The organism is Microvirga arvi, assembly GCF_016892765.1.
GTDB lineage: Bacteria > Pseudomonadota > Alphaproteobacteria > Rhizobiales > Beijerinckiaceae > Microvirga > Microvirga arvi.
On sequence record NZ_JAFEMD010000012.1, the window covers coordinates 115,296 to 129,280 of the forward strand.

The window sequence follows — 13,985 nt, forward strand, 5'->3', positions numbered from 1 at the left end:
CGTCATTTCCCGACCGTCCGGCGAGCGCGGAACTCGATACGGTCCGGCTTGCGGGTGTTCCTCTTCTTGAGAACTTCACGGAACTCGTCCCGCCGCTCGTGGATCGATGCGATGACGAGACCCATGGGCACCCCGATATCCGTCAAAACCGCCTCGCTCAGCTGCAGGGAAGCCTCGATGGTCTCGGGCACCGCATCGTCCACGCCCATGTCGTAGAGCTGGGCGGCGTGCTTGTCGTCGCGGGCGCGGGACACGATGGTGATATCGGGCCGCTCCTGCCGGGCCGCTGACACGACGGCTCCGATGGAACTGGGCGTGTCCAGGGTGATGACGAGAGCCCGGGCCTGCTCGATGCCGCAGGCGCGCAGGAACTCGGGATGGGAGCCGTCACCGAAATAGACCGGTTTTCCGGCCTTCCGCTGCTCGGCCACACGCGCCGGGTCCATGTCGATGGCGAGATAGGGCACCTTGTGGCGCTGGAGCATGTCGCCCACCAGCTGCCCGACGCGGCCGTAGCCTGCCACGATGACCCGCCCGCGCTCCTCCGGCGGCGGAAGGACGGCGATCGCCGGATCGAGAGTGCGCTTCCTCTCGAGCTTGCGGCTCAGGCGGCGGCCCAGGCGCGCGAAGAAGGGGATCGCCACCATGGTCAGCGTGGTAACGAGCAGAAGGTTTTGCCCGACAGTGACGGGAACAAGCCCGGCCACCATGGCGCTGCCGAGAATGACGAGGGCGAACTCGCCGCCGGGGCCGAGCAGCAGGCCCGTCTCGGCGGCTTCGCCCGCGTTCAGGCCGAAGGGGCGGCTCAGCCAGTAGATGATCACGCTCTTGATCGCGATCACGAGGGTTGCCACCGCCAGGATCGTCACGGGAGCTTCCAGCAGATGGAAGACGTCGAGGCTCATGCCCACCGATACGAAGAAGACGCCGAGCAGCAGGCCCTTGAACGGCTGGATCGTCGTGTCGACGGCTCGCCGGTACTCGGTTTCCGACAAGAGAATGCCGGCGATGAAGGCGCCGAGCGCCATGGAGAGCCCGCTCACGGCTGCGATCAGGCTCGTGACCATCACCACGAGCAGGCAGGCTGCCATGAAAAGCTCAGGGCTCCTCGTGGCCGAGACGAGCTGAAAGAAGGGGCGGAGGATGACGCGCCCGAGGCCGATGATCACGGCCAGCGCGAGGACTGCCTGCAGGAGCAGGAAGATGAAGGAGGAAAGGGTGACCTCGGGCTTGCTGGTGTCGAGCACCGCGATGGTGAACAGGATCGGCGCGACTGCGAGGTCTTGAAACAGCAGCGCGGAGAAGCTGGCGCGTCCGGCAGAGGTATTCAGACGTTTCTGCTCCGCCAGCACAGGCAGAACGATCGCCGTTGAGGATAGGGCCAGTGCAATGCCGATGAGGGCCGCCGCCGCAATGGTGTCGACGATCTTATAGGCGAAAAGGCTCAGGGCGAGGGTGCACAGCACGACCTGAAGGGTTCCGAAGCCAAAGACCAGCCGGCGCAGGATCCGCAGGCGCTGCCAGGACAGCTCGATGCCGATGGTGAAAAGCAGGAAGACCACGCCGAATTCGGCGAGCCGGGACGTGCCTTCCGGATTGGTGAAGGTGAGCCAATCGACCCAAGGGTATTCGGGAATGAGACGACCAAGGCCGAAGGGCCCCAGCAACGCGCCGGCGGCCAGGAACCCCAGCACCGGGCTGATCCGCAGCCTGTGGAAGAGGGGGACGACGACAGCGGCCGTTGCCAGAAAAAGAATGGGTTCCTGATAGGCGTACAGGTCTATCTCAGCGGCCATTGCTTCCTTCCGGTCGAGGACATTGTCGTTCTAGGGAGGAGGGATGCGCAAGGGGTTAATGCCGCTCAAGATGGAAGGGCGGGCGCGACATGAATGCATGGCAGCATAATCGATGTTCCCATCGTCATGGCCGGGCTTGTCCCGGCCATCCACGTCTTCCGCCAGGTTGCAGACGTGAATCCCCGGACTTGTTCCGGGGATGACGGGGAGGGCAGCGAAACCGGTTACCCTAGCGTCGACAGCGCCTGCGCCAGGTCCGCCACCAGATCGTCCGGGTGCTCGATGCCGATGGAGACGCGGATCGTGGCGTCTGAGACCCCGAGGCGGTCGCGGGTTTCCTTCGGCACGCCGGAATGAGTGGTGGAGGCCGGGTGCGAGATCAGCGACTCGGTGCCCCCTAGGCTCACCGCCAGCTTGAAGACCTGCAACGCGTTAAGCACCCGGAAGGCCTCCGCCTCGCCGCCCTTCACATCGAAGGAGAAGGTGGAGCCGGGGGCGTCGGATTGAGCGTCATAAACCTCCTTTGCCCGGGAGCCCTCCGGCAGATAGGCGAGGTGGTGGACCTTCGCCACGCTCGGGTGCTCGTGCAGGAAGGCTGCTACGATCTCCGCATTGCGGTTGGCCGCGTTCATGCGGAGCGCCAGCGTCTCCAGCGAGCGCCCGAGCATCCAGCAGGAATGCGGATCGAGCTGCGTTCCGATGGCCGAGCGCAGAAGGCGCACGGTCTTCATCAGCTCCTTGGAGCCCAGCGCTGCGCCGGCAATCAAGTCCGAATGGCCACCGACATATTTGGTCAGCGAATAGACCGAGATGTCGGCGCCATCCTTGAGCGGCTTCTGGAAGAGGGGACCGAGCAAGGTGTTGTCGCAGACGATGACCGGACGATGTCCCTGCGCCTTGCCGATCTCGTCCGCGATGGTCCGGATGAGAGCGATATCCACCAGGGTGTTGAGCGGGTTGGAGGGCGTTTCGATCATGATGACCGAGACGCGGCCCTTGCCCTGAGCCTCCTTCGCCGCCGCCTCGATGCCGGCCTTGTCCACACCGTCGCCGAAGCCGACGGCCCCGATCTTCATGTTGGCGAGCGTCTTGGCGATCAGGGTTTCCGTGCCGCCGTAGAGGGGCTGCGAGTGGAGGATTACGTCGCCGGGCCGGGCGAAGGCCAGGATCGTGGTGGCGATGGCCGACATGCCGGAGGAGAACAGGAGGCCCGCCTCCGCCTCCTCGAAGATCGCGAGCCTGTCCTCGACGATCTCCGAATTCGGGTGATTGAAGCGGGAATAGACGAGGCCTGCCGCTTCTCCTTGAGGCGGCTCACGCCGTCCGGCCACGTAGTCGAAGAACTCCTTGCCGTGCTCGGCGCTGTTGAACACGAAGGTCGAGGTCAGGAAGACCGGGGGCTTCACCGCTCCTTCCGATAGGGTCGGGTCGTAGCCGTAGCCCAGCATCAGGGTCTCGGGCTTGAGCTTATGATTGCCGATGCGGTCCTTGTGATAGCGGTTGTAAGCCATAGGTCATTATCCTCCCGTTTCGTTGGCCATGGGCTTACCTTATGAGAGCGATTGCCGAAAGGTGGGGTCAGGACCTAAAGCATCGGACCCAAAAGTGGACTTGCACTTTTGGGACCCATCCGATGCTCCACCCTTTGAAGTGCGCATCGTCCGGCGCGGACCCGGAGGGCCCCGTCGGCGACCCAAAGGGCCACGCCAGTGAAAACCGGGTCCCCTTTTCCGCACGATGCGCTAGGTTCGAGATCGTTGGAAGGAATGTTGAGAATGGCGCGTTTCGCCGGAACCGAATCGTATGTGGCCACCGAGGACCTGACGGTCGCCGTCAACGCCGCGATCACCCTGGAGCGTCCGCTCCTGGTGAAGGGGGAGCCCGGCACGGGCAAATCCGTCCTGGCGGAGGAGATCGCCAGGAGCCTGAACGCTCCGCTGATCACCTGGCACATCAAGTCCACCACCAAGGCCCAGCAGGGCCTCTACGAGTACGACGCCGTCTCGCGCCTGCGCGACAGCCAACTCGGCGACCCGCGCGTGTCGGACATCGGCAACTACATCAAGCGCGGCAAGCTGTGGGAGGCTTTTCAGTCCGACGAGCGGCCCGTCCTGCTGATCGACGAGATCGACAAGGCCGATATCGAGTTCCCGAACGATCTCCTGCTCGAGCTCGACCGCATGGAGTTCTTCGTCTACGAGACCGGCGAGACCATAAGGGCCGCCCGGCGCCCCATCGTCATCATCACATCCAACAACGAGAAGGAGCTGCCGGACGCGTTCCTGCGGCGCTGCTTCTTCCATTACATCAAGTTCCCGGATGCTCAGACCATGGCCCGGATCGTCGAGGTCCATTACCCCGGCATCAAGCACCGGCTGGTCGAGGAGGCGCTCAAAATCTTCTTCGACGTGCGCGAAGTTCCCGGCCTTCGGAAGAAGCCATCCACCTCGGAACTGCTCGACTGGCTCAAGCTCCTGCTCTCCGAGGACATCGGCGCCGAGCAGCTGCGCGAGCGCGACACCCGCAAGCTCATCCCGCCGCTCCATGGGGCGCTCCTGAAGAACGAGCAGGATGTGAGCCTCTTCGAGAAGCTGGCCTTCATCGCCAGACGGGAAGGCCGCTGATGCTCCGCCTCCTGCTTCTGCGCCACGCCAAGGCCGCTTCGCCCTCCGGCACCCTCGACCTCGACCGGCCCCTCGCCAAGCGGGGTCAGGAAGCGGCCCTCGTCATGGGGGATTATCTGAAGAGGGAGCGGCTTGCGCCCGATCTCGCCATCGTCTCCTCCGCCAGGCGCACACAGGAGACCTGGGAGCGGGTGCAGCCCATCCTCGGCGAGATCGCGATGCGTCCGGACGGGCGGATCTACGAGGCTTCCGTCGGACGGCTCCTGGAGGTGGTCAGGGAGGTGGAGCCCAAGATGCGCACTGTCCTGGTCATCGGCCACAATCCGGGCTTCGAGGAGCTTGCCAAGCTCCTGATCGGCGAGGGCGACATGGACGGGATTCTGCGTCTCGGCCAGAAATATCCGACCGCCGGTCTGGCCGTGATCGACTTCGAACTGGAGAGCTGGGGTGACATCGCCAAGAAGTCCGGCCGGCTCGAACGCTTCGTGACGCCGAAGTCGCTGGGAACCGGCGAAGACGATTAGGGGCCCGATGGATGCCTATGCCCGATAAGAGCAGGATAGTCGTGGAATGAGCCGCACCGGCGGTCAAGGCGCTGCATTAACGATGAACATATCCGCCCCACCATCGTTCTGCCTGAAACCGTCCTGATTGTTTTCCGCCGTAGCGGGGGCTGATTCCTCATCATGGTGCCTCAGACCTTTTATGCGCTCGTCCTTGCGGCTCGTGCGCTCCTGCCCGGCGACCCGGATCCCGGCGGAGGCGACGCCTTGCAGCCCGGGCCTAAGGCTGTTGCGGCGCGATACGAGCCGGACAGCCGTGAGGTCACCAACTGGCGCTCCGAGGCCATGGACGCCTTGGAGCCCAAGCCCGTCGTGGCCATGGCCGCCCTGTTCCGGGCCGAGCGCCCCTTCGTGACCCGCTGCGTCAAGCTCAACAACTATTGGTGCATCAAGAGCGCGCGCTGGAACGGGGAACTCGCCACCGACATCGAGGGCCATGTGGGCTTCGTTTCGGCCGATCATGGAGCCGATGCCGCCGCAACCCTTCTGCGGCGCTACTATCTTGAGTTCAAGCGCAAATCCGCCCTCGACATCGTCCGCCGCTGGGCACCGGCCGAATGCAATGGCGCGACGGGCATCGGCGGTATTGCGATGCTGGCGGTAAGGGGGATCGGCGGCACCGTGCGCGCCCAGTATCTTGCCTCGCGCAGGCAGAAGGGCGGGTCGGTGCGGTACACCGCGAAGGCTGGACTCAGCGGCAAGCCGGGTCGGGTTTCCATGGTGATCCCGATGGCGCCCAAGACGCCGCAATACCGGGTGCCGAGCATCGCCGCCGGCATGGGAGAGAAGCCCAAACCCGCCAAACCGCCTGAGCCTCTCGTCGTCGCCCGCCGCAAACCTGTGAAGGAGCCGTCGATCACCGCATCGGCCACGCCGAAGCCTGTCGCGAAAGTCCAGGTGGCGGCGGCTTGCCCCTCTGAAGAGCAGCGCCACCGCAACTATGCAGGCCGGATGGTCGAGGGACTGGGTTTGGGTCCAAGCGACGACCTGAAGCTTTTTGCGGATGACGGGACGCCCCTGCCCAATCTCACGCATGTCATGCTCGCCATGTCGGCCTTTGAATTAGGGGCCTTGCGCGCAAGTCCCGATCTCGTGGAGGGCGCGATCGAGCGAGCCGTCGCGAAGGTTCAGGAGAACGCCAGGGCGGCCGCGCAGAAGGTTGAACTGTCTCGGCAAGCTCCGCAGAGCGTGGAGCCCTAACGCTGCCTTGCACGTTAGGATTTCAAGCCCCACCTACAAGCTTGGCTTGAGAGCATTAGGTTCATCTTCGTGTCCGTCATCACCGATCTCGCCTCCCGCGCCGGGTCCGCTGCGCAATCGCTCTGGGAGGCCTCTGGCCAGCTGGTTCAGCCCTCCCTCCGTCTCGGCGTCACCGGCCTCGCCCGTTCGGGCAAGACCGTCTTCACCACCGCTCTGGTGCATCATCTGACGCGCGGAACGAACCTGCCTGCCTTCCGAGCCTCCGCCGAGGGGCGCATCCGGCGGGCGCAACTGGCTCATCAGCCGGACGATGCGGTGCCGCGGTTTCCTTACGAGGAACACATGGCGGCCCTGACCGAGAGCCGCCGCTGGCCGCAATCCACCAATCGAATCAGCGAGCTGCGGGTAGATGTTGACTACGAGCGTAAAAGCGGCTGGCGCACGGGGCCTGCCACGCTTGCCCTCGATATCGTCGATTATCCGGGCGAATGGCTGCTCGATCTGGCTCTTCTCGATGCCGGCTATGCCGAGTGGTCACGCCAGACCATCGAGGCGAGCCGAAAGCGCGACCGGGTTTCCATGGCGGCCCGGTGGCACGAGACGCTGAAAACTCTCGATCCTGCAGGCGCTTCGGATGAGATGCTCGCCTCGAAAGCAAGCGAGGCCTTCAAGGATTATCTCACGACGCTGCGCGCGGGATCGGAAGCCGTCGCCACAACCCCGCCGGGCCGCTTCCTCATGCCGGGCGACCTGGCAGGTTCCCCGGCGCTCACTTTCGCGCCGCTCGAGCTGCCCCAGGGCCAGCCGGTTGCGCCGGGAAGCTTTGCGGCCCTCATGGAGCGGCGTTTCGAGGCTTACAAAACCCATGTGGTCCGGCCCTTCTTCCGCGATCATTTCCAGCGCATCGACCGTCAGATCGTGTTGGTGGACGTGCTCGCCGCCATCGATGCCGGGCCCGTGGCGCTCGCCGAACTGGAAGAGGCGTTGGATCAGGTGCTCATGGCCTTCCGGACCGGCCGCAACACCCTGTTGTCCCGCCTGTTCTCGCCCCGAGCCGACCGTGTCCTCTTCGCCGCGACCAAGGCGGATCACGTCCATCATACCGACCATGACCGGCTCGATGCGATCCTGCGCCTCCTCGTGAATCGCGCTTCGCGCCGGACCGAGGCTGCCGGCGCTCGGGTCGGCACTGTGGCGCTGGCCTCGGTCCGTGCCACCCGGGAGACGACGATCCGCGAGGGGCGGGAGACCCTGCGCGCCGTCGCGGGCATCCCGGAGGCAGGCGAGCGGGTCGGTGACGATGTTTTCGACGGCGAGGCCGAGGCCGCTATCTTTCCGGGTGAGTTGCCGGAGAGTGCGGAGGCCGTGTTTCAGGGAGCGGTCCTGCCGGGCTCCCTCAGGTTCCCGCGCTTCCGGCCGCCGAAGCTGCCCGTCGATGCGGCGGGCCGGATGGCCAAGATGCCTCACATCCGGCTCGATCGGGCCCTTGAATTCCTGCTGGGGGATCGCTTCGCATGAGCCGCCAACCTCGCGCCTATCGCCTCGACGATCCGAACATCACCGCCGGCGCGGTGCAGGTCACGGAAGAGCCGTTCGACGCTATCGAGGCTGCTGACGGCATGGTGGTGCCCATGGGCGGGAAGCGCCGCGCCCCCTGGCTCGGCATCCTGCTTTCGGCCCTGTCGGGGCTCCTGCTGCTCGGCCTCGGGCTCGCGGTGGAGAACCTGGTCATGGATCTCTACGCGATTGCGCCCTGGCTGGGCTGGGTGGCCCTGGCACTCGCGGTCCTCGCCGTCCTGGCCTTCCTCGCCATCATCGGGCGGGAAATCTCAGGGATATGGCGCGAACAGAAGATCGAGAGCCTGCGCGAGGCTGCCGTCGATGCGCTTGCGGTCAAGGACCACAAGGCGGCGAAGGGCATTGTCTCCGACCTGATCAACCTCTATGGGAGCCGGGCTGCGGCGGCGCAGGGCAGCGCCCGCCTCCGGGGTCTTACCGACGAGATCATCGACGCGGATGATCGCCTCGCCATCGCCGAGCGGGAGCTGATCGCTCCCCTCGATCTGCAGGCCAAGCGTGCCATCGCGGGGGCAGCGAAGCAGGTCTCCCTCGTGACGGCCGTGAGCCCTCGGGCCATCGTCGATGTGGCTTTCGTGATCTTCGCCGCCGTGCGGCTTCTGCGGACGCTCGCCCGGATCTATGGCGGCAGGCCGGGTTTCTTCGGGTTCCTGCGGCTCGCTAAGGCCGCCTTCAACCATCTCGCGGTCACGGGAGGGGTGGCCGTGGGCGACAGCCTCATGCAGCAGGTGCTGGGTCTAGGGCTGGCGGCTCGGATTTCCGCCAAGCTTGGGGAAGGGGTCCTGAACGGGCTCATGACCGCCCGTTTCGGGTTGGCGGCCCTGTCCGTCTGCCGGCCGCTTCCCTTCATTCGCGAGGAGGCGCCGAAAATCGGTGATGTGGCCGGCGAGTTGATCAGCCGGGCGGAGGCTGCGGCCACCTAAAGGTGCGACATATCGTTCGGTCCGCTCTTTTCCAAGGCTCATAAGGGGGCTTATGGCCAGTTAGACAAACCGATGACGCTTAATGGCGTTGTGGAGGTCCCTGCTTGCCTATATAGGGGCGCCACGGTTCATCGGGGAAGAACGGCTGAACATGACAGACATCGTGATTGATGAAGGCTACCGTCCGACAGAAGACGAGCCTTTCATGAATGAACGGCAGAGGGAGTATTTCAGGCGCAAGCTGATCCGCTGGAAGCACGACATCCTTAAAGAGGCCCAGGAAACCCTCGCCACGCTGCAGAGCGAGAACGAGAATCATCCTGACCTCGCGGATCGCGCCTCCTCGGAAACAGATCGGGCCATTGAGCTTCGTGCTAGGGATCGCCAGCGCAAGCTCATCGCCAAGATCGATTCCGCGCTGGCACGGATCGATGACGGTTCTTACGGCTATTGCGAGGAAACGGGTGATCCGATCTCTCTCAAGCGCCTGGAGGCTCGTCCGATCGCGACGCTCTCCCTCGAGGCGCAGGAACGCCACGAGCGCAACGAGCGGGTCTACCGGGACGACTGATCCATTCCTGCCTGAAAAATCAAAAGGGCTCCGCTTGCGGAGCCCTTTTTCATTGGACTTTTTGGGAGAGCCCTGGCCTCACCCCTTCTTGTTCGGGTCGAGCGGACGGCCGAGAAGCCGGGCGAACTCAGCTTCGATGTCTTCGACGGAGAAGGGGTCTGCAGGCTTCTGCGATGCTGGAGCCGGCTCCCTGGCCTGTGGCGGCAGGGGAGCCGATATGGGCGGAGGCGGAGCGGGACGGGCCGGCTCGACCGGGGGTGAAGGCTGGACCGGCGCAGCGGCTTCCGGCCGGGGAGCGAGATTCTCCTCCTCCACCCGCTCGTCCTCTTCATGGCGAGAGACGTGCTCCTCCTCGATCTGAGGCGGATCGAGAAGATCCTCCTCATCCCTGATGTCCCCATGCGCCACGGCAGGTGCGATCGCGGCTGGAGCAGGCAGTACGACCGGGGGAGGCGGCACAGGGATCGCGGGGCGCTTCAGCGCCTCCTCGAGCTGCTTTGCCATATCCGACAGAAGGGCTGCGTCGGGAGCCGGACGCTCCGGCGCCGTAGCCGTTTCGTCCTCAGCCGGCTGGGGTGGCCGAACGGGTTCAGGCTGCACGGGAGGGGCCGGCGGCACCGGCGTGGGTCGGGACTGGAAGGGCGGAGGCGTGAAGTGGGGACGCGGCTCCGGACGCTCGACCGCCGCAGGAGGGGCAGGCGGCGTGCTCTGGGAGGACGGATTCCTCGCTTCGGCACGCAGTCCGGGGATAACGGACGTGGTGGAAACAGCCACGGCATCCGGCTTCAGAACCGGCTCGGGATGGGCGGCAGCCGGTGCGCTGACTGCGGCGACCGGGGAGAGTTCCTCGTCCACGTCGGATTCTTCCGAGGGCCGGCGTACGAAGGCGCCAAGCTGGGCGGCAAGCTGGCTCTCGATCGAGGGCCGGCCGTTCTGCTCGACCTGCGGTGCACGGGGAGCCTGTTCGAGCGACGGTTCGAAGCGCTCCGGTGCCGTGTCGGCGGAAGGAGCGGGAATGCGCGCGCCGGCAACGCGGACAATGTTGGTCTCGATCACCACATCGTTCGGACCGCCGATGAGGAGGAGATGCTCGACATTGTCGCGACGCAGCAGGATGAGCTGCCGCTGCCGATCGAGATCATAGACATCGACGATTCCGAGACGGGGCTGACGGCTGCGGCTGCGGTCGTTGCTCGGCATCATCAGACGGGCGCCCGTGAGCTTGCGGAAGACGACGCCGAAGAGCACGACCAGGGCGAGGATGATCGCGAATGCGATCACGAAAAGAACAGGCCGCGGCGCTTCGAAACCAAAAAGAGATGACACGGTGAACTCTCAAACGTTGGCTGGCCTTCGCAGGCCACTTCTGTGTTGGTTGTACCACATTGACCGTCGAAGCCAGCGGCAAGGTTAACAGATGGTTAACGCAGCCCGGCCTCAGCACGAGGCCTTCAGCCGAGGACAAGGTCGATGCGATCCGTCCAAAATGGGTCTGTTTGCTCCTACATCAAGGAAAATAGGGATTTCGTGTGGCGACAGCGGTTGCCGGAGGCATTCCACGATGACCGGGCTCTTGCGCCTCTCCGCTGTGCGGCCTTAGAGGTCAATCAATAATTACCGTGTAAGATGATCGGAAAGATCGAGCGGCCGGCCGCAATCCTGCAGCCGGTGCCGTGAGGCACGTTCGCTCCCGCTGAGGATGTTGATTGTACATGGCTTACGAGGGCGACACGCCAAAGGGTTCGGCCATCGACCGCTCTGACCGTCACGGCCATATCGGATGGGTCCTGCTCCTGGCCGCTCTCCTGGTCGGAGCCACCCTGAGCCTGCGCTTCGTTGGCATCGAGAACGCTCAGCCGCTGATCCTCGGGCTTCTGGCCTTCTTTGCCATGGCGGGCGTCTTCTTCCTCTTTGCCATGGCGATTGGCGTCGTTCAGTTCTCAGGTCAGCCAGCGCGCAACGATATCACTAAGCTGATGGCAGACACCTCAGGCGACGGGCTCGTGGTGATCGAGGATGACGGACGCATCACCTACGCCAACGAAGCCTATCTCTCCTTCGCCGGTCTCCAGGGTGGCGAGGTGCGTCCGGTCGAGCGCCTGTTCATCGGCTCTCCCGAGGTATCGGAGGCGATCTACCGACTGGCTCTGGCCGCACGCGAACATCGCACCGGCACGGAGGAAGTCCGTCTGTCGCCCTCTCTCAACGGCTCGCACGAATTCGGTTGGTACCGTGTGCGCGTGCGGCCCGTGCCGCGCCCCAACGGTCGGCAGGCGGCTCTCTGGGCCATCTCGGAGGTGACTCATGAGCGGGAGCGTCAGGAGAACGTCTTCCAGGAGCTCCAGCATGCCATCGATTATCTCGATCATGCTCCTGCGGGCTTTCTCTCCGTCGATCCCGATGGCTCGATCATCTACCTGAACGCGACGCTCGCTTCCTGGCTCGATTACGATCTCGCGCAGGTCGGTTCCGGAGGCCTGAACCTTGCCGATATCGTGCCGCGTGACGTGGTCTCGATGATGACGTCGCTCTCCGGTGAGCCGGGCAGCGTGCGCACCGAGACCCTCGATCTCGATCTGCGCCGACGCAACGGACAATTCCTGCCGGTGCGCCTTTATCACCGCATCGCCTTCGGCCAGGACGGCCGCATGGGCGCTTCCCGGACGCTCATCCTCAACCGGTCCGCGGGAGGTGAGGTCGACGAGGGGCAGCGGGCGGCGGAGGTGCGCTTCGCGCGCTTCTTCAACAACACCCCCATTGCCATCGCGACGGTCGACCGCGCGGGCCGGATCGTCCACGCCAATGCGCCCTTCTCCAAGCTCTTCGGCAACCTGCCGCGCACGGGCGAGAACGGTGTGGACGGACCCTCGATCCCCGATGTCTTCCGTGAGCGCGATTCCATCGAGGCAGCCCTCAAGGCGGCAGCTGAGAACAAGGGCGACATTCCGCCTCTCGAACTGCAGACAGTGGCTGAGGGCGGCGGTTCCGTCCGCGTGTGGGTGACGCCTGTCGGCGATACCGGCGCGGACGGGGAGACGGCCATCCTCTATGCCCTCGACACCACCGATTTCCGCAAGGTCGAGGAGCAGCTGGCCCAGGCCCAGAAGATGAACGCGGTGGGCCAGCTCGCAGGTGGCGTGGCGCACGATTTCAACAACGTGCTGCAGGCCATCATCGGTTACAGCGACCTGCTGCTCGCCAACCACCGTCCCACCGATCCGTCCTTCCAGGACATCATGCAGATCAAGCAGAATGCGAACCGGGCCGCGGGCCTCGTGCGCCAGCTGCTCGCCTTCTCCCGCCGCCAGACCCTGCGGCCGGAGGTGCTCAACCTCAACGACCAGCTCTACGACCTTTCCATGCTGCTCAAACGCCTCCTCGGGGAGCGCGTTGCACTCGATCTCAATCACGGCCGCGACCTGTGGTTCGTGAAGGCGGACGTGAACCAGTTCGAGCAGGTGGTGGTGAACCTTGCGGTCAACGCCCGCGATGCCATGCCGGGCGGCGGCAAGCTCGCAATCCGCACAGCGAACGTCTCGGCCGCGGAGGCGGCGCGGCTCGATGTCAGCGCCATGCCGCCGGCCGATTACGTCATGGTCGAGGTGTCCGATACCGGCTCCGGCATGACGCCCGAGATCATCGAGAAGATCTTCGAGCCGTTCTTCACCACCAAGGAGGTCGGCAAGGGAACGGGATTGGGCCTGTCCACCGTGTTCGGCATCGTCAAGCAGTCCGGCGGCTACATCGACGTGGATTCGAGACCGGGGGAGGGCACCACCTTCCGCATCTACCTGCCGCGGCATATTCCGGCCGCGCAGGAGGCCCCCGAGGAGGTGAAGCCGGAGGTGGCCAAGAAGCCGGCCGCTGACATGACCGGGCAGGGCACCATCCTCCTGGTGGAGGACGAGGATCCCGTCCGCGCCGTGAATGCCCGCGCGCTCTCGGCCCGCGGCTACACGGTGCTGGAGGCGGCCTCCGGCGTCGAGGCCATGGAGATCATCCAGGAGCGCGGCGCGCCCGTCGATCTCGTGGTCTCCGACGTGGTGATGCCGGAAATGGACGGCCCGACTCTCCTCGGCGAGCTGCGCAAACTCTACCCGGACCTGAAGGTGATCTTCGTCTCCGGCTATGCGGAGGAAGCGTTCCGCAAGAACCTGCCCGAAGGCGAGGAGTTCAATTTCCTGCCCAAGCCCTTCAGCCTGCGCCAGCTCGTCGAGACGGTGAAGCAGGTGATTGGGTAGTAGGGGAAGGGACGGCTTTAGGTTGGAGGGCTCCGAAGCGAGCGCACGAGCTACTTACGAACCATGCTTTGTGCGGATACGCACGTGACAGACCTATAAAACGTAATATCGTGTCATGTGCTCTTATAGGAGGACAGGACATGCATGCTCCATATTCCAGGGGGCGCGGGATTCTCACCCTGCGAACCAAGATCCTAGCATCCCTTCTCCTTGCTCTGTCGGATATGATTGTACCCGCCCATGCTGAGGCAGCCGATGACAGCGAGAGCTGCCGGCAGATTACCGAGGCTCTCATGAGCGGCAATATCGACATGGCCGTTTCTGCTCTCGATCCCAGTGAAGTAGTTTGGACTTAATCTGACAGACGGTGTCGTTAAGCTGAGGCATGAGCCGAGGCCGGGCGCGGAGTGGACGGGGTGCGTAGCGCCCGGCCTCGGCGTTCCCAAGGAGCACCGTCATGACCAATGAGCAGAAGATCATCCGGGCCAA

The 13,985-nt window shown here is 64.7% G+C and carries 11 protein-coding genes; 8 read left to right on the top strand and 3 right to left on the bottom strand.

Translation table 11 applies throughout. The annotated features are described in order from the left end of the window. Positions 1-2: 2 nt before the first annotated feature. On the bottom strand, positions 3-1,796 hold the full coding sequence (locus ILT44_RS09945) for a cation:proton antiporter domain-containing protein (protein WP_204239411.1): 1,794 nt from the start codon (positions 1,794-1,796) through the stop codon (positions 3-5). A 224-nt stretch (positions 1,797-2,020) separates the two neighbouring features. Continuing rightward, positions 2,021-3,307 carry a cystathionine gamma-synthase family protein gene (locus ILT44_RS09950; RefSeq protein ID WP_204239412.1) on the bottom strand — a complete coding sequence of 429 codons (1,287 nt, stop codon included), beginning with the start codon at positions 3,305-3,307 and terminating at the stop codon, positions 2,021-2,023. Positions 3,308-3,571: 264 nt separating this feature from the next. Between ILT44_RS09950 and ILT44_RS09955 the strand changes: the two genes are divergently transcribed. The 6 genes from ILT44_RS09955 (at position 3,572) to dksA (ending at position 9,255) form a co-directional block, all read left to right on the top strand. After that, complete coding sequence (locus ILT44_RS09955) at positions 3,572-4,420, top strand: AAA family ATPase (protein WP_204239413.1); 849 nt, start codon at positions 3,572-3,574, stop codon at positions 4,418-4,420. Then, complete coding sequence (locus tag ILT44_RS09960; RefSeq protein WP_204239414.1) at positions 4,420-4,944, top strand: SixA phosphatase family protein; 525 nt, start codon at positions 4,420-4,422, stop codon at positions 4,942-4,944. Before ILT44_RS09955 ends, ILT44_RS09960 begins: the two co-directional genes overlap by 1 nt. A 162-nt stretch (positions 4,945-5,106) precedes the next feature. Next, positions 5,107-6,183, top strand: coding sequence for a hypothetical protein (locus ILT44_RS09965; protein ID WP_204239415.1), 1,077 nt, complete (start codon positions 5,107-5,109; stop codon positions 6,181-6,183). Between the two features lie 69 nt (positions 6,184-6,252). Continuing rightward, entirely contained in the window at positions 6,253-7,701 is a 1,449-nt protein-coding gene (locus ILT44_RS09970) for a YcjX family GTP-binding protein (protein WP_204239416.1), read from the top strand. Then, entirely contained in the window at positions 7,698-8,684 is a 987-nt protein-coding gene (locus tag ILT44_RS09975) for a YcjF family protein (RefSeq protein WP_204239417.1), read from the top strand. Before ILT44_RS09970 ends, ILT44_RS09975 begins: the two co-directional genes overlap by 4 nt. A 151-nt stretch (positions 8,685-8,835) precedes the next feature. After that, a complete protein-coding gene (gene dksA, locus ILT44_RS09980) occupies positions 8,836-9,255 on the top strand; it encodes an RNA polymerase-binding protein DksA (RefSeq protein ID WP_204239418.1) in 420 nt (139 codons plus the stop codon). A 78-nt stretch (positions 9,256-9,333) separates the two neighbouring features. Here dksA and ILT44_RS09985 read toward each other — a convergent pair whose 3' ends face one another. Next, positions 9,334-10,581, bottom strand: coding sequence for a flagellar biosynthetic protein FliO (locus ILT44_RS09985; RefSeq protein WP_204239419.1), 1,248 nt, complete (start codon positions 10,579-10,581; stop codon positions 9,334-9,336). 386 nt (positions 10,582-10,967) lie between these two features. Here ILT44_RS09985 and cckA point away from each other — a divergent pair, with 386 nt between their 5' ends. Beyond that, complete coding sequence (cckA, locus tag ILT44_RS09990) at positions 10,968-13,496, top strand: cell cycle histidine kinase CckA (protein WP_204239420.1); 2,529 nt, start codon at positions 10,968-10,970, stop codon at positions 13,494-13,496. Between the two features lie 140 nt (positions 13,497-13,636). Next, positions 13,637-13,852 carry a hypothetical protein gene (locus tag ILT44_RS09995; RefSeq protein ID WP_204239421.1) on the top strand — a complete coding sequence of 72 codons (216 nt, stop codon included), beginning with the start codon at positions 13,637-13,639 and terminating at the stop codon, positions 13,850-13,852. Positions 13,853-13,985: the final 133 nt, after the last annotated feature.

What these genes read in the sequence shown, in the direction of transcription:
- ILT44_RS09945 (WP_204239411.1), bottom strand. Translation starts at nt 1,796, where the DNA reads ATGGCCGCTGAGATAGACCTGTACGCCTATCAGGAACCCATTCTTTTT.
- ILT44_RS09960 (WP_204239414.1), top strand. Translation starts at nt 4,420, where the DNA reads ATGCTCCGCCTCCTGCTTCTGCGCCACGCCAAGGCCGCTTCGCCCTCC.
- ILT44_RS09950 (WP_204239412.1), bottom strand. Translation starts at nt 3,307, where the DNA reads ATGGCTTACAACCGCTATCACAAGGACCGCATCGGCAATCATAAGCTC.
- ILT44_RS09955 (WP_204239413.1), top strand. Translation starts at nt 3,572, where the DNA reads ATGGCGCGTTTCGCCGGAACCGAATCGTATGTGGCCACCGAGGACCTG.
- ILT44_RS09965 (WP_204239415.1), top strand. Translation starts at nt 5,107, where the DNA reads ATGGTGCCTCAGACCTTTTATGCGCTCGTCCTTGCGGCTCGTGCGCTC.
- dksA (WP_204239418.1), top strand. Translation starts at nt 8,836, where the DNA reads ATGACAGACATCGTGATTGATGAAGGCTACCGTCCGACAGAAGACGAG.
- ILT44_RS09995 (WP_204239421.1), top strand. Translation starts at nt 13,637, where the DNA reads ATGCATGCTCCATATTCCAGGGGGCGCGGGATTCTCACCCTGCGAACC.
- ILT44_RS09975 (WP_204239417.1), top strand. Translation starts at nt 7,698, where the DNA reads ATGAGCCGCCAACCTCGCGCCTATCGCCTCGACGATCCGAACATCACC.
- cckA (WP_204239420.1), top strand. Translation starts at nt 10,968, where the DNA reads ATGGCTTACGAGGGCGACACGCCAAAGGGTTCGGCCATCGACCGCTCT.